Annotated in this window: 20 protein-coding genes and 1 pseudogene; 5 read left to right on the forward strand and 16 right to left on the reverse strand. The window is 70.8% G+C overall.

Annotated elements, in window-relative coordinates:
* Nucleotides 1-93: 93 nt before the first annotated feature.
* From NH602_RS00280 to NH602_RS00315, 8 genes are all read right to left on the reverse strand, one after another.
* A complete protein-coding gene (locus NH602_RS00280; protein ID WP_253066662.1) occupies nucleotides 94-1,557 on the reverse strand; it encodes a glycosyltransferase family 39 protein in 1,464 nt (487 codons plus the stop codon).
* Nucleotides 1,554-3,125: an alpha/beta hydrolase gene (locus tag NH602_RS00285; RefSeq protein ID WP_253066663.1), complete on the reverse strand. Its 1,572-nt coding sequence runs from the start codon at nucleotides 3,123-3,125 to the stop codon at nucleotides 1,554-1,556. Before NH602_RS00285 ends, NH602_RS00280 begins: the two co-directional genes overlap by 4 nt.
* Nucleotides 3,126-3,241: 116 nt before the next feature.
* On the reverse strand, nucleotides 3,242-4,102 hold the full coding sequence (locus NH602_RS00290; protein WP_253066664.1) for a hypothetical protein: 861 nt from the start codon (nucleotides 4,100-4,102) through the stop codon (nucleotides 3,242-3,244).
* The gene (locus NH602_RS00295; RefSeq protein ID WP_253066665.1) at nucleotides 4,099-4,986 is read right to left on the reverse strand and encodes an ATP-binding cassette domain-containing protein; all 888 of its coding nucleotides are present in this window, start codon (nucleotides 4,984-4,986) and stop codon (nucleotides 4,099-4,101) included. Before NH602_RS00295 ends, NH602_RS00290 begins: the two co-directional genes overlap by 4 nt.
* Before the next feature lie 17 nt (nucleotides 4,987-5,003).
* Complete coding sequence (locus tag NH602_RS00300; RefSeq protein WP_253066666.1) at nucleotides 5,004-5,384, reverse strand: GntR family transcriptional regulator; 381 nt, start codon at nucleotides 5,382-5,384, stop codon at nucleotides 5,004-5,006.
* Between the two features lie 208 nt (nucleotides 5,385-5,592).
* Complete coding sequence (locus NH602_RS00305; protein ID WP_253066667.1) at nucleotides 5,593-5,841, reverse strand: hypothetical protein; 249 nt, start codon at nucleotides 5,839-5,841, stop codon at nucleotides 5,593-5,595.
* 446 nt (nucleotides 5,842-6,287) lie between these two features.
* Nucleotides 6,288-7,280 carry a hypothetical protein gene (locus NH602_RS00310; RefSeq protein ID WP_253066668.1) on the reverse strand — a complete coding sequence of 331 codons (993 nt, stop codon included), beginning with the start codon at nucleotides 7,278-7,280 and terminating at the stop codon, nucleotides 6,288-6,290.
* A gap of 361 nt (nucleotides 7,281-7,641) precedes the next feature.
* Nucleotides 7,642-9,003, reverse strand: coding sequence for a hypothetical protein (locus NH602_RS00315; protein ID WP_253066669.1), 1,362 nt, complete (start codon nucleotides 9,001-9,003; stop codon nucleotides 7,642-7,644).
* A gap of 376 nt (nucleotides 9,004-9,379) precedes the next feature.
* On the opposite strand from NH602_RS00315, the gene NH602_RS00320 reads away from it, so the two are divergent.
* Together NH602_RS00320 and NH602_RS00325 are read left to right on the forward strand one after the other, a co-directional pair.
* Entirely contained in the window at nucleotides 9,380-9,667 is a 288-nt protein-coding gene (locus tag NH602_RS00320; protein WP_253066670.1) for a hypothetical protein, read from the forward strand.
* Between the two features lie 139 nt (nucleotides 9,668-9,806).
* Nucleotides 9,807-10,493, forward strand: coding sequence for a DUF4352 domain-containing protein (locus NH602_RS00325; protein WP_253066671.1), 687 nt, complete (start codon nucleotides 9,807-9,809; stop codon nucleotides 10,491-10,493).
* Between the two features lie 498 nt (nucleotides 10,494-10,991).
* Here NH602_RS00325 and NH602_RS00330 read toward each other — a convergent pair whose 3' ends face one another.
* From NH602_RS00330 to NH602_RS00360, 7 genes and pseudogenes are all read right to left on the reverse strand, one after another.
* Nucleotides 10,992-11,228 carry a hypothetical protein gene (locus NH602_RS00330; RefSeq protein WP_253066672.1) on the reverse strand — a complete coding sequence of 79 codons (237 nt, stop codon included), beginning with the start codon at nucleotides 11,226-11,228 and terminating at the stop codon, nucleotides 10,992-10,994.
* Nucleotides 11,229-11,350: 122 nt separating this feature from the next.
* On the reverse strand, nucleotides 11,351-12,661 hold the full coding sequence (locus NH602_RS31705; RefSeq protein WP_253066673.1) for a helix-turn-helix domain-containing protein: 1,311 nt from the start codon (nucleotides 12,659-12,661) through the stop codon (nucleotides 11,351-11,353).
* A gap of 952 nt (nucleotides 12,662-13,613) precedes the next feature.
* Nucleotides 13,614-14,885, reverse strand: a complete 1,272-nt coding sequence (locus tag NH602_RS00340; protein WP_253066674.1) for a hypothetical protein — start codon at nucleotides 14,883-14,885, stop codon at nucleotides 13,614-13,616.
* 71 nt (nucleotides 14,886-14,956) lie between these two features.
* Nucleotides 14,957-15,451: an STAS domain-containing protein gene (locus NH602_RS00345; protein ID WP_253066675.1), complete on the reverse strand. Its 495-nt coding sequence runs from the start codon at nucleotides 15,449-15,451 to the stop codon at nucleotides 14,957-14,959.
* Between the two features lie 165 nt (nucleotides 15,452-15,616).
* A complete protein-coding gene (locus NH602_RS00350) occupies nucleotides 15,617-15,856 on the reverse strand; it encodes an antibiotic biosynthesis monooxygenase (protein WP_253066676.1) in 240 nt (79 codons plus the stop codon).
* 68 nt (nucleotides 15,857-15,924) lie between these two features.
* Nucleotides 15,925-17,073 (reverse strand): glutathione-independent formaldehyde dehydrogenase, encoded by a 1,149-nt coding sequence (locus tag NH602_RS00355; RefSeq protein WP_253066677.1) that lies wholly within the window; start codon nucleotides 17,071-17,073, stop codon nucleotides 15,925-15,927.
* Nucleotides 17,074-17,122: 49 nt separating this feature from the next.
* Nucleotides 17,123-17,410: pseudogene (locus NH602_RS00360) on the reverse strand (DJ-1/PfpI family protein); the annotation flags it as partial.
* Between NH602_RS00360 and NH602_RS00365 the strand changes: the two are divergent.
* The 3 genes from NH602_RS00365 to NH602_RS00375 all read left to right on the forward strand — a co-directional run bounded on the left by NH602_RS00365 (nucleotide 17,367) and on the right by NH602_RS00375 (nucleotide 21,152).
* The gene (locus NH602_RS00365; protein WP_253066710.1) at nucleotides 17,367-17,558 is read left to right on the forward strand and encodes a hypothetical protein; all 192 of its coding nucleotides are present in this window, start codon (nucleotides 17,367-17,369) and stop codon (nucleotides 17,556-17,558) included. The pseudogene NH602_RS00360 and the gene NH602_RS00365 overlap by 44 nt on opposite strands.
* A gap of 1,180 nt (nucleotides 17,559-18,738) precedes the next feature.
* The gene (locus NH602_RS00370; RefSeq protein ID WP_179762060.1) at nucleotides 18,739-19,005 is read left to right on the forward strand and encodes a GlsB/YeaQ/YmgE family stress response membrane protein; all 267 of its coding nucleotides are present in this window, start codon (nucleotides 18,739-18,741) and stop codon (nucleotides 19,003-19,005) included.
* Nucleotides 19,006-19,022: 17 nt separating this feature from the next.
* Nucleotides 19,023-21,152 carry a glycogen debranching N-terminal domain-containing protein gene (locus NH602_RS00375; protein WP_308292793.1) on the forward strand — a complete coding sequence of 710 codons (2,130 nt, stop codon included), beginning with the start codon at nucleotides 19,023-19,025 and terminating at the stop codon, nucleotides 21,150-21,152.
* Between the two features lie 400 nt (nucleotides 21,153-21,552).
* Here the strand turns inward: NH602_RS00375 and NH602_RS00380 are convergent, their stop codons facing one another.
* On the reverse strand, nucleotides 21,553-22,743 hold the full coding sequence (locus NH602_RS00380) for a glycosyltransferase family 4 protein (protein WP_253066679.1): 1,191 nt from the start codon (nucleotides 22,741-22,743) through the stop codon (nucleotides 21,553-21,555).
* Between the last annotated feature and the right edge of the window lie 570 nt (nucleotides 22,744-23,313).

Raw genomic sequence — 23,313 nt, forward strand, 5'->3', positions numbered from 1 at the left:
CTTCCTCGGTAGCCCCGACGCCCGGAGCGTGAGCGGGGCGGCTCTTGGCTACCGGCGGGGCGGGGCTGTCCGAGTTCCGAGGGAATCTCGGGCTCAGTCCTGCTGGGTGACGGGCAGGTCCCTCAGCTCGGTCCACATCCGACTCCACGGGGTGTGCCGACCCTCGAGGAGCCAGATGGTGGTGCTCTCGTCCACCAGCCCTCCGTAGGTGCCCAGCGGCGTCGGGGACGCCACCGTCTCCAGCGGACGGGCGGAGGTGAAGTAGGGCAGGAACCGGCCGGGGTCACCGACCAACAGCATCGCGTCGGAGCCCTCGGGTGGGGGTGGGAACCAGCCGTAGGCCCGGTTGGTCCCGTGGGCCGTCGGCAGGTCGAGGTCGGGCGGGGCGGCGTCGAGCAGCGCGGCGTACACGTAGGGCACGGCCACCAGGGCGGTGTGGTCGCGCTGCTCGTCGGGGAGCGCGGCCCACGTGGCTGCGGTGGTGGTGGCCAACGATGCGGCCAGGGCCGGGGAGGCGAGCAGTACCGACGATGCGGCTCCGGCGGCGGCCAGTGCCGCGGCGGCGGTGACCACCGGCCAGGTGCGGCGCGGACCGCGGCGTTCCCGCCGCTGCTGCAGCGCCACCGCGCCGACGGCGCCGAGCACCGGGTAGAGCGGGGCCAGGTAGTAGTGGCGCCCCGCGGAGACCAGGACCGCGACGAACAGCAGCAGGGAGGCCACGGCCAGGAAGCGCAACGGCCGCCATGCCGGGTCCCGTAGCAGCGCGACGAGTCCGCACACCGCCAGGCCGAGGGACAGTGGTCCGGTCACGGCGAGCCCGTGCAGGGCGACGACGGCCGGGTGGCCGTAGATGCCGGTGTTCTCCTGGGCCACGGCGGCGGCCATGCCCAGCTGTGGCCAGCCGTTCGCAGCCTGCCAGGCCAGGGCCGGTGCGGCGATCAGCATCGTGAGCGCGATCCCGGCCCAGGCCGCCCGGTGACGCAGCAGGTCGCGCGGCCCGACGACCAGCAGGGCGACAGCCAGGACGGCGCCGAGGGCGAAGACCTGGAACCGGGTCTGCGCGGCGATGCCCCCGACCATCCCGGCTGCGAGCAGGAGCCGGCCGTCACCGGTGCGCTGGTGGCGCACGAGCAGCCACAGCAGAGCCGTCCACAGCGCGGGTTCCAGGGTGTAGGGGGTCAGCCAGTGCCCGAACTGGGCGGCGGCGATCGAGGTGGCCGGGCCCAGCGCGGCGAGGGTCTGGGCGCGGGCGTCGCCGCCGAGCTCGCGAGCGACCAGCCCGGCCAGGACGACCGCGGTGGCGGTGGCGACAACGGCCGGCACCGCGAGAGCCAGCTGTGAGCCTGGGGCGATGGTGTCGGCGAGCCGGGCGAGCAGTGGGGTCAGCGGTGGCTGGTCCACTGCCCCGAGGTCGAGGTGGTGGCGGCCGATGGCCAGCATCAGGTCCTCGTCGAGCCAGCCGCGCGGCACGGTGGCCAGAATCAGGTGGACGACCGCGACGATCCCGGCGATGACGGCCACCGGGATCGCCGCGAAGCGGGGTAGGGGGCCGGTCACGAGTTCGCGGCGCAGCGGGCGCCTTCGGCCGGTGCGCGACCGTCAACGAGGTAGGCGGCGACCGCGTCGTTCACACACGGGTTCGCGCCGGACGCGGCGATCGTGTGGCCGTCGCCGTCGACGGTGAGCAGTGCACCACCGAGGGCCTGCTGCAGGCGCCGGGCCCCCTCGATCGGGGTGGTCGGGTCGTTGGCCAGCGAGATCACCATCGTCGGGGGCAGGCCGTCGACCTTCTCCGGGAAGGGGTAGGCCGGATCCGGATCGGTGGGCCACGCCTCGCAGGCGTCCCGGGCGCCGCCTGGTCCGCGACCGGGGTCGGCGAAGGGGGTTGCGGCGTAGATCCGCGCCCGGAACACTTCGGCTTCCTGCGGGGTCTTGCGCTGCTCGTCGAGGCAGCCGATGGCCAGGTTCGCCGCGGTCTGGTTCGAGCCCCGCCCGTCGGGCTCGCGTCCCCCGACAGCGCGGTTCACCCGCGCGAAGCGGTCGGGGTCACCGGCCTGCAGATCAGCGAGCCCGATCGAGATCGGCTCCCAGGCCGTGGCGTCGGACAGCAGGATCCCGAGGACGGCGTCGACGGCCTCGTCATAACCGAAAACCGTGCCGGTGTCGTCGCGCAGCGGTGCGTCGAGCAGTGGGCGCACGATCTGCTGGAACCGTTCGGTCGCCCGGGCCGGGTCGGGCCCCAGCGCACACTCACGGTTCGGCGCGCACAGCGCGGCCATCCGCTCGAAGGTGTTCTGGAACGAGGCGTACTGCTGCAGCCTGCGCTGATCACCGGCCTGCGGATCCACCCCGCCGTCGAGGACCATCGCCCCCACGTTCCGCGGGTAGGCCTGCGCGTAGAGGGCACCGATGCGGGTGCCGTAACTCTGACCGAGGAACCGCAGCTTGTCCTCCCCCAGAACGGTCCGGAGCAGGTCCATGTCCCGGACGGTGTCGCGCGACGACAGGTGCGACAGACTCTGCTGCCCACCGGAGCGTTCCGCGCACTGGTCGGCCAGCGCAGCGGCGTCCTGCTCGGACCAGCTCCGTGCGGACAGGAAGTACTCGGTGCGGGCCTGCCCGGTGTCGTACTGCTCCCGGCTGAAGCACTCGACGGCCGGGGTGGACGCACCCACCCCGCGCGGGTCGAAACCGACCAGGTCGAACCGTTCGGTGATCGAGCTGTCGGCCAGGGCTGCAGCAGTGGTGACGGCGAAACCCATCCCGGCCCCGCCAGGGCCCCCCGAGTTGAGCACCAGGGTGCCCTCCGACGTTCCGCGGGCGGGCACACGCAGCATCGCGATCTCGCCCGTGGCCCCGTCCGGGTCGTCGTGGTCGAGTGGGACCTGCATGCGCGCGCACTGCGCGCGCGGCTCGGCCGCGAACACCTGCTCGTCGGCCGCGCTGCGCGCATAACCGGCGCACGGGCCGAACGCGAGCTGCTGACCGGCGAAGCGGCCGGGCTCTTCGGGTGCGCTGGTGGCCGGTACCGCGGCGCAGGCACCCGACAGCACCACCAACGACAACGCCGCAGCCCCGAGAAGTCTCCGTCGTCGGACGATCGTGCGGTCCGGGTGGGCAGGCATGGATGTCGTCCCGTTCTGTTGTCGTCGATCGGTCGGGGTCGATCACAACGTGTGCCGTGGCGGCACGGTCAACCCCGCGTCTACCGGATCACCAGCGCAGCGACCCCGGGGGTGGACTATCGACCCAGAGGGCGGCGGAGGCGCACGAACAACAGCGCCAGAACAACGGAGGCGAGCGCCAGATGCAGGCCCGTCTCGACCCAGTGCATCAACCAGCGCAACTCGAGGGGGCGGACGAGTACCCAGGTGCCGTCGCTCCCGGCTGCCTGCAGGCAGGCGAGGTCGGCCGGGGCGCAGTTCGGGGCGACCGTGGCGGGGGCGCCGGCGACGGTGGGTCCGTAGTCGAGGATCTGGTCGCGGGTGGAGTCGACGTCACTTCCGTACGGTGCTGCCCCGACGCGCAGGACCGGCGGGACGAGCACATCACGCAGGACGACCACCGCGACCTCGGTGACGATCACGGTGGCCAGCGTCAGCACCGAGGCCGCCCTGGTCCGTCGTAGGACCAGCCCGATCAGGGCGCCGATCGCGAACGCGGACACGGTGCGCGCGAACGGTATGGCGCCGCTGGTCGAGAAGCTCTCGAACGGATACCAGGCGCCCGCGGTGTTGAGCGGCCGGATGAGCAGCGTCCCGACCGTCACCGCGCCCGCCGTCGCACTGCCCACGACCAGCAGCGACGTGGTGGCCCAACGTCGCCGGGACACCGACTGGGTCAATAGCAGCACGTGCGTGCCGCGCTCCAGATCAGTGGCGAACAGCGGGGCACCGAGGAACGCGCCTGCCAGCGCCGGGGCAAGTGTGGTGAACCAGACCACGGCCTGAGCGGACTGCCTGGCCGAGCCGCCCGGGTCGGCGAGCAGACCGTCGAGACTGCCGGTGATCGACAAGGTGCCCACCACCAGGGCCAGGACAGCGACGAACAGCGTGGCGGTGAGCAACGCCGCGCGGTGGCTGCGCCAGATCACCCAGGTCATCGGTCCTCCTCCCGATCGGCACGGTCGCCGCAGGTGCGCAGGTAGGCGGTGACCACCTCGAGCAGGTCGGGTGCGCTGGCCCGCCACCCCTGCGGTGGTGCGAACGCCGCCCCCCGCAGCAGCACGGTCTGCATGCGACCGTGAACCCGCTGCTCGACCACGGCGTGCTCAGCCGACCAGATGCAGGTTCCGGCGGGGCCGTCGAGTATCCGGTGCTGAGCGAGTAGGCCGTCGATGTCGGCGTCAAGCAGGACGTGGCCGCGTTCGAGGAACACCACGCGGTCGCAGCTGTCCCGCAGATCGTCGATCTCGTGGGATGCAAGCAGGACCGCCGCTCCGGTCTCCGCCACGTAGGCAGTGACCGCGGTCAGCACCTGCCGTCGAGTCAGGGGGTCGAGGCCGGCGAGTGGTTCGTCGAGCAGGAGCAGGTCCGGGGAGCTCCCGAGCACGACCGCGAGCGCGAGCAGTGCCCTCTGCCCGCCGGAGAGCGCCGAGGTGCGCCTGTCCTCCGGTAGCGCGGCGGTCAGCGCGGCCACCCGGTCCGAGTCCCACCGCCCCCGGTTCAGCGACGCGCCCAGACGCAAGGTCTCGGCGACGGTGAAGGCCCCGGGAAGCGGCTGCGACTGGTCGAGGTAGCCGACGGCCGGGTGCGGACCACTGATGGGGACCGGTGCACCGAGGACCTCGGCGCTGCCCTTGGAGGGCAGGTCGAGCCCGGCAAGAAGGCTGAGCAGCGTGGACTTGCCCGCGCCCGGCGCCCCGATCAGCGCGACCACCGAGCCGGGCTCGACCGACAGTCTGCAATCACGCAGTACCGGGGTGTGGCCGTAGCAGTGGCCCAGCCCGCAGACGCGGACGGCGAAGGTCGCTGCGGAAGTCGCCACGGGAGTCATGCCCCTCCTCAGTCGTAGTGTCGGTCGAGTGTGGCGCGCACGAGGGCGTCGATCTCTGCGCGGGACAATCCGGCCGCGACAGCGCGGGCGGCCCAGTCCTCCAGCTCGCCTCGCAGCGGCGAGTTCGCGCCCAATCCAGCGGTGACGGCGTCGGACCGGATGAACGTGCCCACACCGCGTTTGGCCTCGACCAGACCGTCGCGCTCCAACTCGCGGTAGGCCTTGAGAACGGTGTTCGGGTTGATCGCGGTGGCCTCGACGACTTCGCGGGCCGTCGGCAACCGGTCGTTGGGCTGCAGCGTCCCCAGCAGCAGGGCCTCCTTGGTCTGCAGGACGATCTGGGCGAACGGGGCGACCCCGGATCGACGATCGATCCGATACTCGATCAACGGGATCCCCTTCCGACCCTGCGCTCTACGACACTGCGCTCTACGACGCTGTGCTCTCTCATGGTCGCGGGCCGGGTGCCGAATCACCTTGTCGACACCCGGCCCGCTGCCGGCCGAGCTCTTCGCACCCCCCGTGCGAGGAGCCCGGCTGTGCCCGAGGGTCGGTAGCGGCCGCGACTCGGCCGCTGCGATGCCGGCCCCTCGCCGATCAGGAGGTGCGCAGCGCCACCTGCGGGTATTGCGCGCTGCCCAGCATGTCGAACCGCATCACCTGGTCCGGTCGGATGTCGTAGGTCTGCCCCTGTTCCACACCCTCGAAGGTGAACGTGACGCTGCTGGCGAAGTTCGGCGTCGTCGGGAACACCTCGTGCGACCGCGGAGCGATCTGCTGCTGGTAGCCGGCCTTCGGCCCCGAGGTCACCGTCATCGTCACCGGGTAGTCGCTGGTCTGGATCACCAGCGGTGTCGAGTCCTGTTCCCAGACCGGCGAGGGAGCCGGGGCAGGAGCCGGAACCGTCCCGGCAGCGACCCCGACGTCGGGAGATGCCATCGCCCCGGTCGCTGTACCGAGAGCGAGGCCCGCACCTGTGACGAGAACACACAGGGTCTTGACGGCGCGGCGGCTGTTGATAGTCACATCGTCCTCCTCAACACTGTTTCACTAGTTACCTAGTGAATAAGGTGAACGTAGCATGTGTCCGCGACTCGTCAACCCACACGCTCACCGAGGCCGTCGAGCTGCCCGCTCCCGGAACGACACACCCGCCGCGGCGACGAACACCTACGGCTGCTCGCGAAACAGGACGCCGGATGCAGGTTCTTCATCACCCAGGTCGTCTACGACGTAGAACGCGGCCAAGAACGTTGTCTCCGATCTGGACTCGGGCCGTGTACGCGCATCGATCAGCAGCTCGGTAGATCAAGCGTCAGCGACGCCACCGACAGGTAGAACGGTGCGGGCACCGGCGGGCGACGCAGCCGGGCGACCCGCCCAAGCATCAGGCGGGGCCACCGCGGGGTGTCCCGGACGCCCGTCAGCAGCACCGTGGCGCGAGCGGGGTTGGCAGGATCGAACGCGAGCCCCGGGCCGTAGGTTCCGCGGGCCGTCCAGATGGGAGTACCCGGCGCGTCGGTGTCGAGGAGCCGCCGCGGCTGCGACCAGTCCGCGCGGTCGGCGCTGGGGCGCGCCGCTGTGCTCCACCAGAGGCCCTGCGGCGGGAAGCCGCCCGTGTCGTGCAGGTCGGACCCTCGCGCAAGCAGCATCACCCACCCGTCGCCGCGCGGCGCGATCGCGATGTCGAAGAAGCCCTCGTCCGGCCCGGCGAACACGCGCGGCGGCGTCCAACCGGTCAGGCCGTCCTCGCTCTCGACGCAGTGCAGCTCGTAGTCGGGGTGCTCGCCGGGACCGATCTCGTGCGGGTTGGCCTGGTACCACATCCGGTAGCGACTCCCGGAGTGAACGACGCGCGGTTCGAGCACGCTCCACCGCGGGGCGCTGCCCGCCAGCACCGGAGCTCCGCGCCGCCGCCACTGGCCGTCGGTGTGCTCCAGCACGCCGATCGCGTACCTGCTCCCGGGCCCGTAGTGCTTGGCGTTCGCCCGGCCCGAGTAATAGATCCGAGCGCCGTTGCCCGCAGCCGGCGGGACGTAGCTCGGGGTGTGCATGCCGGCAGCGTCCCAACTGCCCTTCGGCGGGTCGGCGGCCAGCGGTCGGGCCCGGCCCCGAGGGTTGCGGTCGATCCGCCATGGACCGACGGGGCCGGTCGCCTCGTCGACCAGGTGCGCGCGGAACAGGCGGTTGCGGAACGTGGTGGTGAAGCCGCCGACGAACAGGGTCCACCGGTCGTCGACGAGGTGGACGTTCGGGTCACCGACACCGAGAAGCCCTCGCGGCATCGGACCGTCAAGCATGTCCCACAGCACAATCGGCGCGGGGCTGCCCTGCGATCGCCACAGATCGGGCTGGTCGGCGTTCATGGGGGTGACCTCCTGGCTGGAGACGCGCGGCAGCGCGCTGACTCCCCTGCGGATCAGGTAGGTCGGTTCCCAGAAGCTACCGCGGTGTCCGGTTCGGCAGCAACCGGCTCACACGATGCCTACGTTCCTGCGACTACCTGGACCTTTGCCGCCATCTGCCGCCGCAAGTCCGCCGACATCGGGTGACCACTTCCAATGACGACACGGGGTGCAGGCTGAGAGGAGCTCGCGCGGCACCTCCTCGACTCGTGGGTACGGGCTACGAACGGTGACTTGTACATCAGCCGACTTCTCCGTCCCGGAAGCGGACGTCAGCACCGACTTGAGCGCCGGTGTCGCCGTCGGCGAGCTCGGTCGAAAACACGCCCTCCCCGCGCAGCCGGGCCGCATTGAAGGTGCGCACGTTCGCCAGCGACGCGGCCAGTCCCAGGGCAGCGGCGATCGGGGCGATGACGAACGCCGGGGTGGCGCCGAGCATGTCGGTGAGCAGCCCAGCACCGAACTGGCCCGCGGCAGTGCCGATCGGTCCCCCGGCGCACAACACGGCCATGGCGGTGGCCATGGCCGGCAACGGTGTCTGGGCTTCGGTCAGCGCGTACAAGGTGACCATGTAAGGGCCGACAGCCAGCCCGGCGACCGCGATCGCGACTGGCAGTGGACCGGCCACCGCCCCCCAGAACAGCAGTATCATGCCGAGCACCAGGGCAAGCGGGAACAGCCAGCGGCGCAGAGCGAGGCTGAACCCCGGAGGCAGCCAGGCGCATGCCGCGCCCGCGATCGCGCTCCCGATTCCGAGCTCGGCGAAGTACAGCCCAGCCAGCTGTGGTGTGCCCTGTGCAGCGGCGTACGCGGTGACGCCGGTCTGCACCACCCCGAAGATGACCCCGACGCTGATCATCGCGACGGTCAGCGTCACCAGGGACGGCCAGTGCAGTCTGGACCCCGCCCGGCCTGCGGCCGAGCTCGGGACCGGCCCGGCGACTGCGGACGACGTACCTGTCGCTGGCCCGCTGGAGCCGGCCTCGGGGGTGGCATCCTCGCTCGACAGGTCTGCGTAGTGGCGAGCGAGCGGCGCGGCGGCGACCACGAGCAGGACAGCGGCGCCCAGCAGCGGGCCTGCCTGCGGGAATCCCCACGCGACGGTAGGAATCAGCAGGAGGAGACCAACCAGCGCCGGGCCGAGCACGAAGCTGCCCTCGTCAGCGGCCCCCTCGTACGACATGGCAGTCCGGACCAGGTGAGTGTCGCCGCCGCGAAGCTGCCCGGACCAGTGCACTCGGACCAGGGGGCCAACCTGGGGCTGCGTCAGCCCGACCAGGACCGCCGCAACAACGTTGATGACCGGCCCGGCACCACGGCTGACGAGCACCAGCAGCAGGATGCTGGCTGCGTTGAGCAGCGCAGCCCAGAACCCGATCCGGCGCGGCGGGACCCAGCGAGCCACCGCGCCTACGCACAGGCCGCCCAGAGCGATCGCGATGCTCTGCGCTCCCGCTGCGAACCCAGCAAAGGCGAAACTGCCGGAACTGGCCTGCAGCAGCACGATCGTGCCCAGAGGCACGACTGCATACGGGAGGCGCCCGATGAGAGCAAGGGCAAGAAAACTCAGGCGCGTTGAACGGAAGAATCGACGGTAGGACATCGGCGTCTCCTGGCCACAGCGAAGAGACGCGCCTACCCAGCCACCGGACGCGTGCCGTTCCCGATTCTGCCTGGAACGCTACCGTCAGACTGCCGAATCGGCACTCGGATACGACGAGGTCGTCGCGCGCCGTATCGACGATCGATCAGCGCGCCGGCACCACGGCGGTGGTTGTGACCACGGCCGGCCCCTGCCGATCGTCGACCCCGCCCGCGGCGAGGCTCCCGCCACCTCGGCGAGCTGACCACATCTCACCTGCTGGGCATAGGACCCGAGCGAGCCCACCCGCCGGGCTGACCGACTTCACTATTCAGTTTGACTCGTGAACCGTCTCGTGACTCTTTGTCCAGTTCATCAACTGAATCTTGGAGTCGACATGTCACTGCCCATCACCGCGATGCTCGACCTGCGCCGGCTCGCCACGCCCGAACTGCACAAGCTCCGGGACGCCCTGACCGTCGAGCTGCAAGGACGTGACGAGCTCGGCGAGAGTTCGCTGCAACCCGAGCAGTTCGAGCGCCTGCCGGCCCAACTCGGTGACTGGGCCCAGGCACAGGTACTGCGCGTCGCAGCGGAGACGAAGGACGGTCAGGTGACTCGGGACCAGGTCTTCGCCTTCCTCGGGCGTTCCGCTGAGGGCCGACTCAACGGCGTCCGCAAGTAGCTTGGCGCCCGTCTCCACAGCCCTCTCCCGGCGAGTGGGCTGAACCCGGCGGGTTGCCCGGGTAAAGAGTAGTTCAACAACCTTGATGATCCGCAGGTCCGAGCGCTAATGAGGGGGTGACGCGGCCGATAAGCGGTACGTGACTACGCCGCAGAGCCCCTACCAGGGCCACCCCCAGCAGCAGCTCTACTACGGCCAGTACCCGCCCCAGCAGGGCGGCCAGTACCCGCCGCAGGGCTACCCGCCCCCGCAGGGCCAGTACCCGCAGTACAACCAGGCCCCGCAGATCCCGCCGCCCGCGCCGAAGAAGAAGCGCACCGGGCTCAAGGTGACCCTCGGGATCCTGGTCGCGATCGTCGTCATCGCGATCGCCACCGGCGGTGGCGGCGACGAGCAGGCCCCGGCCACCGCCTCGGGAGACGCGAACGCCGCCCCTGCCGCCGCCGGTGCCCCCGCGAGCGGAGACCAGCCGGTGAAGTTCGGGCAGGAGGCCACCTCCGGGGACCTGGTCATCTCGGCATCCGCACCCGAGCAGGTCACCGAGTTCGGTATCACGCAGGCGTGCTCGACGGTCACCTACAAGAACAACGGGTCCAGCCCGGCGTCGTTCAACCCGTTCGACTGGAAGTTCACCACCCCGGCCGGGGTCGAGGCGTCCGCGTCGATCCCGTTCAACGCCGGGGCGAAGGCCCTGAACTCCGGTCAGCTCGCCCCGGGCGGCACCACCTCGGGGATGATCTGCGGCGACCAGCAGACCACCGACGTCAACGCGGTGAAGTACGCACCCTCGTTCAGCTTCTCCGACCCGATCACCTGGACGAACTGACCACCCTCCCCCCGAGCTGCGCGCCGAAAGCCGGGGTAGTCACGCACAACGACACGGCGCGAAACCGAAGCCCCCGCTGCAGCAGCCCTGCGGCGGGGGCCTCGTCATCTCCGCGGCAGGCCCCCGCCGCCATCGACACCGCCGCGAGACCCGATCTCCAGGCGCAGGCGCATCCCGAGGGGCTCGCGTGGGGCTGCCGTAGCGTCGCGGCGACGCCTCCTTCCACCTCCGCCCCCTCGACCAGCCAGGGGCGCCGTGAGCTGGGAGACTCGCCGGCCCTGACGCTCACCTCGGTCTTCAACTCCGTCGCCGGCCTTCTGGGGTTTCTGATCGCGGCGTGGGTGATGCCCCAGAACCAGGTCGGGCGGGCGACGGAGTGCCGCTGCGTCGCCGCGATCCAGCGGCGAGCCACCCCCTGGTCCGCGACCCATCGGGCCCATCGGACCCATCCCCCGGGTATCGGACAGCCGGGATATCTCGGGCGATAGGCGCGCCGGCTCAGGTGCCGACCTCGACCTCGACCTCGAGGAGCAATCGCTCGAGGTCGAGGGGACGCCCGGCAAGACCATCGAGGCGAAGGTGCTCACGGCGCCCCGCGGCGGCGTGCACCACAGCGCTACGGGCACGATCGAGGTGCTGGCGATCCAGAACGCGGAACCCGCGCAGGGTGCCGTGGTACGGGCGGCGCCATTGCACGATCGTCAGGTCGGTTCCTTCGATCGGGTGCAGGTACACGTGGTTGCCCATCCAGTCGGCAGACGTGCTGGCGATAGGTCATCACCTCGTTTGGGTGGCGCAGACGTTCTGCGATGCAATCCGGCCGCCGGGTTCGGGGCCGAGCGCAGCCGCGGGCGCGGCTACGCGGGGCCGTTGCGGATCTGCCAGGCGCGGGTGGCGATGTGCAGGTTGAGGCGGGTGTCGACGGCTCGGAGGTCGTATCCGGTGAGCTCGCGGATGCGGCGCAGCCGGTAGCGCAGGGTGCTGCGGTGGATGAGCAGCTCGTGCGCGGTGGCGTCGTAGTTGCCACCGCATTCGTAGTACTGCCAGAGGGTGGTGACGAGGTCGTAGTGGTGGGTCCTGTCGTAGTCGATCAAGTGGCCGAGCCATTCGCGGACGAACTCGGCGACTTCGAGTTCGGATTCTGCGGTGCCGACCAGGCGGTAGAAGCCGAGCTCGGCGAAGGTGGTGACACCGTCGCCGTGCGTCTGGCCCCGCTGGACGCGGAGTGCGCGGTGCGCTTCTCTGTGGGAGCGGGGTAGGTCGGAGGGGTTTGCGCAGGGCCGTCCGACACCGATGGCGACCTCGATGCGCGGAAGGGCGTCGCTCACCAGGCGGTGCAACTCCCGCCACTCGTACTCGACCGTGTCGCTCCTGGTGGGCGCGACGACAACGATCGAGCCCCCGCGGCGGCTGGTCAGCGCCCGGGACCGGGTGATCCTGACGAGAGCCTGGTCGACGGCCCGGGCGACCCGCTCCGGCTTGTCCGAGCCCGTGCAGCCGATCATCAGGATCTGGTGGGGTGGGTGGAGGTCGTGGTCCAGGGCCGCCGATCGTGCGAGCGCGCTCTGGTCATCGGTGCCGGTGAGCAGGTCGTCGACGAGGTCGCCGCGCAGCCGCAGCTCGATCTCCGCCAGGCTGCGTTTGTGGGCCATTTCCATGGCCAGCACGACAGCCGCGAACTCCAGCGCGAGTTTCTCGTAGGGCCCGGCGGTCCGCGACGGGTCGATCAGAGTCAGAACGCCGAGGACCTCGTCGCCCGGTTGGGCCACCGCGAGGACCCGGTCCCGCTCGCGCAACGGGCACCCGTTGCGCCGGACGCGGTTGAGCAGCTCCGCGCGATCGTGCGCGGCGCCCTGCCGGCCCGAGGCGGGGGCCTGGTCACCCGCCCACGCGAGCAGGTTGCCGAACTTGTCCTCGACCTCCACCGCCAGTCCGGTCAGCTCGTGCAGCACGGCGGCGATGGCGACCTCCCCACCCCCGGTCACCACCACGTCGATCAACAGCTCGTGAGCGCGGCTACGTCGTTCGAGATCGGCCAGCGCGGAGATGAGGTTGTCGTTGACCAACGCGAGTTGGTCGTGGCGTGCCTGCAGCTCGCCGGAATCAGCGGCCTGATCGGCGCGGTACAGAGCAGCACTGTGGAGCGCCGCACCGGCCTGCCGGGCCACCGCGCGGACCGGTTGCGGATCCACGTGGTTGTTTATGGCGGCAGGCTGGGCGGCGGCGATCTTGTTTGCTGGTCTCGGTTCGGGCGGGTGGAGCCCGGTTCCGGGTCCGCGCGGGTGATCACCGTCGGGGGTGCTCACGGTGATGTCTGGTCATCGGGGGCCGGAGTGCGCACTCGGTCGGCTGCGCTGCTGAATGATCCGGACGTCACCTGGGCTGACGGGCGCCAGCCCCTGCCCGACCAGAGCGGTTGACCGGTCCTGCTGCTTGTCGAGCCGGTTGAGAGGGGGGGTTCGGAGAGCAGTTGGTCGCGGGCGACCAGCAGGGCGGAGTAGGCCTCGGTGAGGTCGCCGGCTGCGAGGTGGGCGCAGGCGATGCGAGCGGCGGTGTCACCGAGCCTGGTCGGTCGGCTGGTGCTCGGTGCGGGCCGCAGGCGATGTTCGAGGTCGCCGGTCGATGCTGTCTGCTCGGCGGCCGAGAGGGTGCACAGCCACGCACGGCCGGCATCGACGGCCGCGGGCAGCGGGTCGGCCCCGGGCGGGGGCCGACCAGGTGCGGTACCAGTACGGGGCCGAGGGGCGGCGGTGGCGGTCACCCTCGGGTGGGCGGAGGTGGGCATCGGTGTCCCTCTCAGGTCGGCCTGATCGTGAATCTGCAACGGGAGGCTGGGTCGCGCCGCACCTCCCGCAGGGACGGCGTGTCGCCCGTGTGACTCTCGCGAACAGCGTTGACGGTAGGCAGCTCGTGAGGTGTTGCCGAGCCGCAACCGACGGTGGAGGCAGTGTGGAATCGGCGCGGGTCCGAGGTAGCTGACCCGGCTCAGGGTGCGGGCCGTGATGGCTTCGTCCGTGGCGATCGCGCCGGTGGCGCACAGCAGGGTCGAGAGCTCACCCGGGGTCTGCCCTGGGCCACACAGGGATCCGTGATGGACGGGTGCCCTGACAGCGGGCTCGGTCAGGACGACGAGGACGGAGCTCCGCTGGCTCGGTCGTCCTGACCGATCCCGTCACGGCGCTGGCGTTCGCGGTAGCCGTAGGCCGCCCGCCGTACGGCCTCCTCGCTGTCGAGTCCGGATCCCAGCGCACCGGCGACGGTGGCCAGGCCGGTGGCCAGCCAGGCGAGCATCAGGTGGTCGGCGAGCTCGGGTGGGCGGCCCAGGCTCGAGCCGAGGACCGAGGGCTCGAGCAGGAACAGCGACCCGAGGAAAGTGAGGACGTACACGGCCGCAGCCATGACCAGCACGCCGATGCTCAACGTCAACACGGTGGAGGCGTTGTACAACAGGGTCTCCTCCCGCTCACCGTCGTCGTCGGCGCGTTCCCACAGGTGGTGGGCGCAAATGATCCACGCGACCATCAGCGCGACCGACACCACTGTCGTCAGGACGAGTTTGCCCGTCCCGAGCTGGGTGGAGAGCAGCCAGACCGTCGTCGAGGTGATGGTCAGGTAAGCGCTGGTGCCCAGCACGGCGGCCAGGGCGGAGCGCATGCCCAGGACGAGGCGCCAGGGCTGGTTGGTGCGCACCATGCCGGCGAGCAGGCGGGCCCGACCGCGCCATGGGGTCGTCACGTAGCGTCGGGTGTGCCGGTCGTCCCCGATGTCGACGACGCGGACCGGGTGCAGATATCTCGCGCTCACGCGCCCGATGCGGCTCGGGTGGTCCTGCCCACGTTCGAGGCCGGCGTCGGTGGTTCCGGTGAGGTCGGCGACCAGGCGCACGACGGCATTGCGGACCTTCTGATGCTGCAGGAACGGGCCGAATCCGGGTAGCGAGAGGCTGGCGACGCGCCGGTCGTGATCGAGGTCGGCAACGATCGGACGATCCTCGTACTGCATCGGGAGGTCGGTGATGTAGACGCCGACGTCCCACCCGGTGTCGGCGATCCGGTCAGCCACGGCACCGAGGACTTCCTCGGGGTCCTGTGCCGAGGCGGTGACCGGGAGGGTCATCGTTCGCAGCTCCCACACGATGTCGCTGCCGATCTGCGCCCCCAGCATGTCCGGGAGGTCGTCGACCAGCTCGGCGGCGATCTCCGCGGGGGTGTCAGGGTCGGCGAGTAGCCCGACGACGAGAGTCCGTCGACGATCCTCAGTGGTCGAGCCGGAAGCTGCTTGCTGGTCGAGGTCCGTCATGTATTCCTCCTCACTGCGTGCCGCCGACTCCCGGTGGCGATCCCACTGGCGATCTCGATGGCGATCTCGTTGGCAACGGTGAGCCGGATCCACGCCCAGCCGCCGCAGCCCCGGGTGGCCCCGGCCGGAATCAGCCGCACGATCAGGTAGCCGACGATCAGTGGTCATGTCGGTGGCCGGGCCCGAGCGTGGGGTCGGGTCGGCCGTGGCAGGTCGAGACGCGGCCCCGCGAGATCCGGGACGTGTGCGCCTCGTTCGACCGTGCTGGTGGCAGAGGTGCCGGTAATGAGCATCTGCAGGGCCACCTCGGCGGTAGGGAAGGTCCGGAACCCGGACAGCAGCCGGCGGGCCCGCAGCGGCAATTGCGCAACCCTGCCCTGGCAGCCGCTCAGACACACCCCGATGCCGCCCTGTCCGGCCGTGTACGGGGCGTGCCGCAGCGACTCGAGACCACCCGGCTCGAAGCACCGCACCTGCTCGATGTCGAGTACGAGGTCCGTCACCGCCTGATGCCGTCCCGCGATCAGGTCCAGTTGCACGGCGACCAGGCGCAGCACACTGGCTGCGGCAGCCTGGTCCAGCCGCCCGGCGACCCGGATCAACCGCACCGCCGGGATCGGCGCCTCCACGATGACCTGTAGACCGTTGTGATCGTGCACCGGACTCGCCTCCCCGGCTCGTCGTTGTCGGCCGCAGCGCCCGCCCCGGGGGGGCGACCTCCGAGTGCGCTGACTTGAACGGGCGGCGCGGCCCACCGCGCCAGGGGGCGAACCTGCACAGGCCCGGCCGCTTCCCGCCCTTGCCCGTCGTCACGTGGGTCGTGATCAGACGGGCAGCTCTTCTGCGACCACGTCGACCGGCTCGATCGTCGGTGGGGGGAACAGGACCCCGGTGTTGTTCTCGAGGGCGTGGGCGACCTCGCCGGAGAGGTGGGTGTGACGGCCGGAGTCGTCGGGGAAGGCGTCGTCGATGCCGAAGGACGGAGGTCCGAAGCGGACAGCGAACCACCGCACGATGTCGGGCTCCTGCTCCACGATGCCGAGCCCTTGCTGCAGGACTCGCACCCTGTGTGGGTCCGCTCGGCCCACCGCAGCATCCACTACGCCACGGGTCGTGGCGTCCGGCCGGTTGATCAGTTGGGCTGGGTGGGGTTGAGGACGACCTTGGTCCAGCCCTCGTCACGGGCGTCGAAGTGCTGGTAGGCCTCCGGCGCCTGGTCGAGGGTCAGGTTGTGGGACACGATCCAGGACGGGGTGATCTTGTCTTCGACGATGAGGTTGCGCAGGTGACGGTTGTAGCGCTTGACCGGCGCCTGCCCGCAGCCCATCTGCTGGCCCTTGAACCAGAAGTCGCCGAAGTCGAAGCGGGCCTTGCCCTGCTGGGCGAGCTCGTCGGGAGCGCCGGGGTCCTGGGGGACGAACACGCCGACGGTGCCGATTCCACCGGTGAACTTCACCGAGGCGACCAGGTTGTTGAGGGTCAGCGCGTTGTCCTCGTTGCCCTGGGGGTCGTGGGCCTGGTAGCCGACGCACTCGGCGCCGCGGTCGGCGCCGCGGCCGCCTGTCTGCTCCATGACCTGGTCGACCGGGGAGCCCTTCGAGTCGTCGATCGGGATCGCGCCGATCTGTTCGGCCAGCTTGAGCCGGTCGGGGTGGCGGTCGACGACCATCACCTTCGCCGCGCCCTTCACCGTCGCCGACAGGGCGGCCATCAGCCCGACCGGGCCACCGCCGTAGATCACGATCGTCTCGCCGGGCGTCAGCCCGGCCATCTCCACCGCGTGCCAGCCGGTGGGCAGGATGTCGGAGAGCATCGTGAAGTCGTTCTGCTTGCTCTTGGCCTCCTCGGGCAGGCGCAGGCACTGGAAGTCGCCCCACGGGACGCGCAGGTACTCGGCCTGCCCGCCGGCCCAGCCGCCCATGTCTGCGAAGCCGTAGGCGCCCCCTGCGACGCCCGGTTCGTTGGCGGTCAGGCAGTAGTTGGTCAGCCCGCGCTCACAGTTGTTGCAGTGCCCGCAGCTGACGTTGAACGGGACAGAGACCATGTCCCCTACCCGGATCTTGTCGACGCCACCGCCGACCTCGACGACCTCACCGAGGTTCTCGTGGCCGAAGATGCGGCCCTGATCGAAGTCGGTGCGCCCCTCGTACATGTGCAGGTCCGACCCGCAGATGTTGGTCGAGGTGATCTTCACCAGCACGTCGGTGGGCTTCTCGATCCGGGCGTCGGGGACCTCGTCGACGCTGACCTGGCGCGGACCGTGATAGACGAGTGCCTTCATGAGCAAACTCCTTCGCTTGTTTCGGGGTGCCGTGGCGGTCGGTGGTGGGTCAGACCGCAGCCGGGACGGCCGCGAACTGTTCGACGATCGCCGCGCAGAACGCGGGCAGGTCGAACGGTGACCGGCTGGTGATGAACTGGCCGTCGACGCAGACCTCGTCGTCGACGACCTCGGCACCGGCGTTGCGCAGGTCGGTGCGGATCGAGGCCCACGACGTCAGTCGCCGACCGCGGATCACGTCGGCCTCGGCGAGGGTCCAGGGGCCGTGACAGATCGAGGCGACCGGCTTGCCGGTGCTCACGAACGCGCGCACGAACTCCACCGCGGCGGGGTGGGTGCCGGGTCCGCTCGGTCTGGTCGAGCACGGTGAGCCGATACTGGTCGGGTTCGACGGCCGTTCGGGTCGTGTCACCTTCCAGATGGGTTTCACCGTCGAGATGGTCGGTGGCGTGGTCGACGGCCCCAACGGGGCCGGCCAGCAATGACGACATCGAAAATGCGCTACCTTCCGGTGCTCGCGAGAAACCTCGTGATGCGCTCAGTCGGCCCGGGGGCCACGGCGGGGCCAGGACGCTAAGGAACCGATAGCGTCAGACCAGAGCCGTTTCCGGCCGAGGCCGCGGTGCGGAATCGGTGCCACCCGGACCTGCCGCGCTCAGCGCGCGGCCAGGATGGCGGCAGGAGCCCCGCCGTAGTGGCGATAGGTAGTGGCCTGATCGTCTCCCCTCAGTGGCGGCTCTCAGCCTGTTACACATCTGCGGCGTCGACATGGGTCTACCGGGACGAACGCTCCGGCCGATCCTCGGCCTGCGAGCGCAGTCCACCAGCCGCCGGATGAGAAGAAGGCGAGGCGGCGGCGCCGGGACGCGTCGGCCGTGAGAGTCCACCGAGCTGCTTGTCGCCCTCGTGCAGTTCGGCCAGCAGCTCCAGGTCGGTCGGCCTGACCGCGCTGCGCGGGGTGCGCCGAAACGGCCGCGTTCAGTGCAGCGGGCGGGTCAGGGTGGCGGGGGGCCTCGCCGTGCTGGCGTCGGTAGGTGGTGGCGAAGCGGCCCGGGTGGCTGAAGCCCCACCGGTGGCGACGTCGATGACCCGGATCCCGCCGCCGGGGTCGGCGACGGCCAGGCCGCGTGGGCACGGTCGAGGCGCACGTTCTGCAGGTACTGCTTCGGGGACCGGTCCCTCGTGCTGCCTGGGCCTTACCGGTTCTGGCGGGGAACGGTAACGGTGCCGAAGACCACGCCTGTGCCCAGCGCCGACCTCGCCAGCGCAGATGCAGACGTTGCGGACGGACGCGCGCCCCACCGCCGGGCGGCTGACGCCGCCGATAACGACAGCGCCGCCACTGGCAGGACGACGCCAGGACTCTGCTTCGTGGGCCATCGAGCCCCTGTCGGAACCGTCGCCGAGCCACAGCCGGCTGCTCCCGGTACATCTGGCTGGCCCACATCACGGTCACGCCGCGGTGGTCTTTGCGCCGGACCTGACCGGAGCAGGGGACGCCGGCCTCGCACGGCAGGACAAGCGGGGTCGTGGATTCTCGGCCCGGCGTGACCGCGACGGCCGGCGGGCGCCCGGCGGAACGTAGAGGCCTTCGCGGGATACCCGGCCGGGACCGGCCTGCCCGCGACCCGCGGAGACGATCAGGAGCTGAACGAGGGAGGGATCATGGGAATTCTCGGGTGGATCGTGCTGGGGTTCGTAGTGGGTGCGCTGGTCAAGCTGGTCGTGCCCGGCGACGACCCCGGTGGTGTCGTCGTGACGGGCCTGCTGGGAATCGTCGGTGCCCTCCTCGGCGGGCTCGTCGGCCGCACGCTGTTCGGGACCGGTCTGGGCGACTTCTTCGACCTCCGGACATGGGTGCTCCCGTTCGTAGGTTCGGTGATCCTGCTCGGTTTCTACCGCCTGGTGGCCCGCCGGCGGGCCCGGACGTGACGGGAACCGGCCGTACCGTGACCTCTGCGGGAAACGGTGTCTCGGACGAGGCTCCGCCACGGGTCAGCGGCGACGGCGGCACGACCACCCTTGTCGCGGGGACATCCTTCTGCCTGTCCGCGGGAGGGGGAGACGTGGCCCCGGGCGGAGTGCAGGGTCTCTATGTCGACGACACCCGGGTGGTGTCGGCCTGGCGGCTGCTCATCGACGGGTCCCCCGTCGAGCCCCTTGATGTCCTCGAGTGCGAGCGGTTCCGCGCCAAGTTCGTCGGACGCACGCCAGCACGGACTGGGCGGGCCGACGCCACCCTCCTCGTCGAGCGCACCCGCAGCGTCGGCGAAGGGATGGTTGAGGAGGTCCGCATCCGCAACCTCGCTGCGGAGGCGGCCGGGTTGACAGTCGAGCTGCAGGTGGAGGCCGACTTCGCCGATCTCTTCGAGGTCAAGGAGAGTCGCGTCGACACTCGTCCGCGAATCACACTCGAGCACGATGAGCATGCGGTGAGCTTCGTGCTCGCGTCCTGCCCGCACCGGTCACGGATGCGTGTGGTCGGTGACGGAGAGCCGGTGACGGCGGGGTCGACATTCCGGCACACAGTCGTCGTCCCGGGTCGATCGACGTGGACGACCCGCTGGACCGTCACGGTCGCGTTGGGGCCGCACGGAACACTGCCCGCGCTCGACGAGACGTCCCCGGAGGACGAGGCCGCCCGACGGATGGCCCGGTGGAGGCTGTCGGCGCCATCGGCCGAGTCCCCCCGGCCGGGTCTGGAGACCACGCTGCACACGAGCTCGGAGGACCTCGGCGCGCTCCAGATCGCCGATCCGGCCCACCCCGACCGCCGTGTCGTCGCCGCCGGCGCCCCGTGGTTCATGGCGCTGTTCGGTCGCGACTCGCTGCTGACCAGCCTCATGGCGCTCCCGATAGACCAGGAGCTCGCCCTGGGGACGTTGCAAACGCTCGCCGACCTGCAGGGCAGAAGGGTCGAACCGCTCACCGAGGAGGAGCCCGGCCGGATCGTTCACGAGGTGCGGTGTGGTCGGGAGGGGAGCGTCGGCCGGGTCGGGTCCTCCGCGTACTACGGCACAGTGGACGCCACGCCCTTGTTCGTGGTGCTGCTGGGTGAGCTGCACCGGTGGGGCCTGGCCGGCACTGAGCTCCGCGAGCTGCTGCCGGCGGCGGACCGGGCGATGGCGTGGGTGCAGCACTACGGCGACCGCGACGGCGACGGCTTCGTGGAGTACCGGCGGGCCTCCGACCGCGGGCTGGTCAACCAGGGCTGGAAGGACTCCTTCGACGGGGTCTCGACCGCGAGCGGTCGGATCGCCGAGCCGCCGATCGCCCTGGCCGAGGTGCAGGGCTACGTGTACGCCGCGCACTGCGCGCGGGCCGAGCTCGCGGCGGCGGTCGACGACCCCGCAACCGCGGTGGATCACCAGCAGCGCGCCGAGGCGCTCCGCGAGCGCTTCGACGAGCAGTTCTGGTTGCCCGACCGCGGGTGGTACGCGATGGCGCTCGACGGCGAGAAGAGTCCGGTGGACGCGCTGACCAGTAACATCGGCCACTGTCTGTGGTCGGGGATCGTGCCGCCGGAACGGGCCGGCGAGGTCGCCCGGCACCTCGTGGGGGAGACGATGTGGACCGGCTTCGGTGTGCGGACACTGGCGTCGGACATGGGTGCCTACAACCCCATGGGCTACCACACCGGATCGGTGTGGCCGCACGACAACGCGCTGGTGGCCGCCGGGCTCATGCGCTACGGATTCGTGTCCGAGGCGCAGCAGGTGGCACTGGGGATCCTCGATGCCGCCCGCGCCTTCGGTGGCCGCCTGCCCGAGCTGTTCTGCGGCTTCGATCGTGGCGAGTTCCCGGCGCCCGTGCCCTACCCGACATCGTGCTCACCGCAGGCCTGGGCAGCGGCGACCCCGGTCTCCCTGCTCCGGACACTGCTCCGGTTCCACCCCGACCTCGGGAACGGACGGCTCGGTTTCCACCCGGCGCTGCCGGAGGCGATGGTGCCGTTGCGGGTCGGCAACCTGGCGCTGGCCGGGTCGCGGCTGGCGCTCGAGGTGGTGGATGCGGACCGGTGGGACGTGCACGGTCTGCCGCCCCACGTGGCGCCGACGCCGCCGCCCGGTCGTGCCTGACCAGTGCCTCGTCAGTAAAGGTTCGTCGTCGTAACCGGGTCGGTCTGATCGACCGCGGCTGGACGTTGAAGGCTGTCCGGTGAAGGTGGGTGATGCCACGGAATCCACACAGATCACCCGGCCGCCGGTTCCTGCGCCGGCTGCGGCTCCGGTTTCCGGCCGGGCGGCCGCATGTGATGTGCGACAGCTTCTTCCCGCACCATAGGCCCAGATCGTCACCTGGTGCGCCGACCACGACGTCGAGCTGGCGTTCACCCCGGCCAACGCCTCCCGGCTGACTCTCGCGTTTCATGGGTCGCCGTCGCCACGGCGAGAAGCCGGGGGCCGCCGTCTCGGACCAGAGTGTTACTCACCCCTGGGCGGTGGCGTCTCTACCAACGCCGCCCGGTCGCGCGCTCGCTCATGACGCCGGGCGGGAGGCGGCCAACCTCTCGCCGGTCGCGGCGGCTCGGCGATAGACTCGTTCGTAGCCGGCAGCGAGCGCGGTGTCGGAGAACCGATCCTCGACGGTGGCCCGACAGACCCGCGGATCGAGCTCGTGTGCTCGCAGCAGCGCCGCCGGCAGCTCCTCGGGCCGATCACACACCCAGCCCGTCCGCCCGTTTCCGACTACTTCGGGCACCGCGCCCCGTCGCAACGCCACGACAGGGGTCCCGCACGCCATGGCCTCGATCATCACCAACCCGAACGGTTCCTCCCAGTCGATGGGGAACAGCAGACAGCGTGCGCCGGCCAGGAGCTCGACCTTGCGCCGCCCGCCGACCTCGCCGATCCACTCCACGTCGCCGCCGAGCCGCGGCGCGACGGCGTGCTCGAAGTAGGCCAGCTCGACGTCTTCGCGGCACTTGGCCGCCATCACCAGGGGAATGCCCGCCGCACGGGCGGCGTCGATGGCCCACACCGGGCCCTTGTCCGGGCTGATTCGTCCGAGAAAGACGGCGTAGTCGCCCTTCGCAGCGCGGAACGGGAAGCGCTCGGGGCGGACGCCGTTGGGCACCGTCGCCGCCCACCGGGCCGTCGGGAGGCTCTCACGCTGGGCGCGCGAGAGCGCGACGAGCGAGGCGCGAGTCGAGAGCGTGCGGTAATACCCGCCCAGGCCGCCGCACACCGGTCCGTGGGCGGTGACCACTGCGGGGAGCTCATTCGACGCGGTGATCAACGGGCCGGCGAGCGTGTTGTCGTGGACCACGTCGACGGCGAGGTCGGCCAGCAGCTCGGGGAGCTGCGCCGCCTGGACCACCTCGGGGAGCGCTTGTCCCATCAACCGGGGATCGGCGACCGGGCCGGTCGATTGGAACGCAGCGGCCGTCCCGTGGCGTCCTGGGGCCAGCAGGGTGACCTCGACGCCTCTCTGGACCAGGGCGTTCACGAGGTCCGAGCACATCGACTCCACGCCGCCGTATGCAGCGGGCGGTAGTTCCAGCCACGGAGGGGCAACGACCGCGACTCGTAGCGGGTCGGCGGTGCGCTCGCCGTCGGCAACCTCGAGCGCGTCGATCGTCGGGAGCCGACGTGCTGTCGTGATGCCTTGCCTGCTCGGTACCGGGTCGATCACACCGACCGCAGATACCGTCTCCGCCGACCTGGTCACCCGTATCTCCTCGCACTTGATCGCTCTGGTCCTCAGATACGGTGCCGGTGCGTCCTCGCCGGCACATCGACTCGTCAGATCACATCCGTGCGGTGGTGCCGCGCCCCGGGGGCCGAGCCCGGTCAGGCCGGTGCGTCCGATGGAGGATCCACCTCGCCCCGGCGTATCGAAATCGCCACGGTGATGTCCGACGGTCGTACGGGATCGCCAGGGGCCAGTCGCGATCACACGCCGTACTTTGCGCTTCCTCGCAGGTTCGGCAGTCCCGGGTCTACAAGGTCCTGCCCTACCCCGGTGCCGACACCACCGGCTGCGACCTGCCCACGGCCGCCACGGTGGGCCGCCATATCGTCACCCCCGACGCGAGCGAGGTCCTGAACCCCTGTCCTGCACCGGTACCGCCCGCAACACCAGCAGCCTGCACAGTGCGGTTGTGCAGCTCGACTGCACCCTGACCGGCGGTTCGTCCAAGTCGGCGTGGATGACCGACCTCGACCCGACAACGGTCCTGGGTTCGTCACCGCGGTCGAGTCGATCGGCGGGGACTCCTCCGTCAGCGGCCCATCCCTG

The sequence above is a fragment of the Pseudonocardia sp. McavD-2-B genome (assembly GCF_024124365.1).
Lineage (GTDB): Bacteria > Actinomycetota > Actinomycetes > Mycobacteriales > Pseudonocardiaceae > Pseudonocardia > Pseudonocardia alni.

Bases quoted from the DNA above. Each gene is read 5' to 3' on its own strand.
- NH602_RS00370 (WP_179762060.1), top strand. From the start codon at position 18,739: ATGGGAATTCTCGGGTGGATCGTGCTGGGGTTCGTAGTGGGTGCGCTG.
- NH602_RS00285 (WP_253066663.1), bottom strand. From the start codon at position 3,125: ATGCCTGCCCACCCGGACCGCACGATCGTCCGACGACGGAGACTTCTC.
- NH602_RS00310 (WP_253066668.1), bottom strand. From the start codon at position 7,280: ATGCCGCGAGGGCTTCTCGGTGTCGGTGACCCGAACGTCCACCTCGTC.
- NH602_RS00355 (WP_253066677.1), bottom strand. From the start codon at position 17,073: ATGAAGGCACTCGTCTATCACGGTCCGCGCCAGGTCAGCGTCGACGAG.
- NH602_RS00315 (WP_253066669.1), bottom strand. From the start codon at position 9,003: ATGTCCTACCGTCGATTCTTCCGTTCAACGCGCCTGAGTTTTCTTGCC.
- NH602_RS00320 (WP_253066670.1), top strand. From the start codon at position 9,380: ATGTCACTGCCCATCACCGCGATGCTCGACCTGCGCCGGCTCGCCACG.
- NH602_RS00290 (WP_253066664.1), bottom strand. From the start codon at position 4,102: ATGACCTGGGTGATCTGGCGCAGCCACCGCGCGGCGTTGCTCACCGCC.